Source organism: Inquilinus sp. OTU3971, assembly GCF_038440215.1.
In genome coordinates this window covers 1-2323 of record NZ_JASATH010000387.1, presented here as the reverse complement: position 1 = coordinate 2323, position 2323 = coordinate 1, and the positions used below count along the sequence as shown (strand labels likewise).

At 66.3% G+C, this 2323-nt stretch carries 2 protein-coding genes; both read left to right on the top strand.

Going from position 1 to position 2323, the window contains the following annotated elements; translation table 11 throughout:
• Positions 1–120 precede the first annotated feature (120 nt).
• The gene (locus tag AAHM41_RS39945; protein WP_342242208.1) at positions 121–756 is read left to right on the top strand and encodes a cyclodeaminase/cyclohydrolase family protein; all 636 of its coding nucleotides are present in this window, start codon (positions 121–123) and stop codon (positions 754–756) included.
• Positions 757–1181: 425 nt separating this feature from the next.
• Positions 1182–2210 (top strand): OmpA family protein, encoded by a 1029-nt coding sequence (locus AAHM41_RS39940; RefSeq protein WP_342242207.1) that lies wholly within the window; start codon positions 1182–1184, stop codon positions 2208–2210.
• Positions 2211–2323: the final 113 nt, after the last annotated feature.

Here is a 2323-nt window from a genome sequence, read left to right as displayed (position 1 = left end):
CCGCCCCAGGGTGGCGGCACTCCCGCGGGGGCGGGGGGGGGGGGGGCCGCTGACCGCGACCCTGATCTTCAGCAACCTGCTGCAGGCGGTGCAGCTGCAGCGCCGCGCCGGGAGAGTGTGATGACAGAGACCGAAGACAGCCTGTGGCGCTGGCCGCTGGCCACCTTCCGCGACACGCTGGCCAGCGATTCGCCGACCCCCGGTGGCGGTTCGGCGGCGATGGTGTCGGCGACGCTCGGCCTCGGCCTCGTGGTGATGGCGCTGCGCATCACCGCCAACAAGGCGCCTGACCGGGCCTTCCTGGACACGCTGATCCTGTCGGGCGAACGGCTGATCGCCGAGCTGTCGGCCCATGCCGACGCCGACATCGCCGTGTTCGACGCCTATATGGCGGCGCTGAAGCTGCCGAAGGCGACCGAGGAGGAAAAGGCGGCGCGCCGCGACGCGCTGCGCGAAGCGACGATCGCGGCCACCGAGATACCGCTGAACGCGGCCGAGACCGCGCTGGAGGGGATCGACCTCGCCAACCAGGCTGCCACGCTGGCGGCGACCCAGATCATCAGCGATGTCGGCGCCGGTGCCGCGATGCTGCGGGGGGCGGTCGAGGCGGTGCTCACCGCCGTCGACGTCAATCTGCGCGGCCTCGACGACGCCGCCCGCCGCCAGGTCTATGCCGACAGCCGCGACCGGCTGCTGGCCGCCGCCGAGCAGCGCGCCGGCGGCATCGCCCGGCTGGTGCGGGACCGGCTGCGCTGAGGATCAGGTGATTCACCGGACTCGGACGGTCTCTCCGGGGCCATGGCAGGCGCGAATCCGTCAGGCGGTCCCGGCGACGAGGCCGGAGTGACGATCCGGCCACAAATTCCAGGCCAATTGCTTGGATTTGTTCATAAATTTCTAGATTCTGTGAAATGCCGCCCGATACCGGGAAAGTTGCGGCCTTGTTGCATTCGCGCCGCCCCGCGGAAGCCGGCTGCTTTTCGGTTTCCAAAATCCGAACAATCGGTTACCCCGGTCGGGAATGGCCATGCGGGACGGTGGTGCATCGCTGCAACACTGCGCGAAATTCGCAACAGCAAGGTCCATTTCAATTGCGGTCTACGCCCGACCATCGTACATCCAAAGGGAGCGGTCTGGTCGCAGCCCTTGAAGGAAGCGGGGGACGAGACCTCGGTTGAACCGTGATCAGCGAGGTATTGGATATGAAGAAGAACTTGATGTACGCCGTCGGTGCGGCCGCCCTGCTCGTTGCGGCTCCGGCGATGGCGCAGGAGTATCAGGCCACCGGTCTCTATGTCGGTGCCGGTGCTGGCGTCAACATCCGCCAGAATGACAGCTGGGAAGTCAAGGGCGCCAACGTCGACGGCAAGTCCGAATACGATGTCGGCCCGGCCGGCAATATCTACCTCGGTTACGACTGGGGTTCGTTCCGTGCGGACGCTGAAGTCAGCCTGCGCACCAACGATGTCAAGGAAGCCAAGATCGGCGGCAACACCTTCGCCAAGAACGGTCACTTCCGCACCATCGGCATCATGGCCAATGGCTACTACGACTTCGATTTCGGCTCGCCGTTCGTGCCGTACATCGGCGCCGGTGTCGGCGTTGCCATGCTCGACTCCGAGCTGAAGGCCAACGGCAACAAGTTCAACGACTTCAACACCCAGTTCGCCTATCAGGGCATCGCCGGTGTGTCGTACAACTTCCAGCCGAACATCGCCTTCAACCTTGAGTATCGCTACCTCGGCAACACCGAGCCGACCTTCAGCGACCAGGGCCTCAAGCTGAAGTACGACAGCAGCAACAACCACACCGTTCTGCTCGGCGTTCGCTACACCTTCGCCCCGGCCCCGGCCCCGGAGCCGGTGGTCGAGACGGTGCAGGCCCGCAGCTACCTGGTGTTCTTCGACTTCGACAGCTCGCGTCTGACCCCGGAAGCCAAGCAGATCGTGGCCTCGGCCGCGGCTGACGCCCTCCAGGGCAAGACCACCCGCATCGACGTCACCGGCCACACCGACCGTTCGGGTTCGGACCGGTACAACCAGGCCCTGTCGGTGCGTCGCGCCGAGTCGGTCCGCCGCGAGCTGGTCGCGGACGGCGTTGCCGACAGCCTGATCGTCACCCGCGGCGTCGGCGAGTCCGATCCGCTGGTCCCGACCGCCGACGGTGTGCGCGAGCCGCAGAACCGCCGCGTCGAGATCGTCCTGAACTAAGACGGTCTTTAAAAGATCCCATCGGGAGATTGGGGCGTCCTTCGGGGCGCCCCTTTCTTCATCTGAGGTCCGGGAACAGCAAAAACGGCCGCCCCCCAGGGGGGGGGGGGGGG

Excerpts from the sequence above, each read along its gene's own strand:
- AAHM41_RS39945 (WP_342242208.1), top strand. The coding sequence starts at position 121 with ATGACAGAGACCGAAGACAGCCTGTGGCGCTGGCCGCTGGCCACCTTC.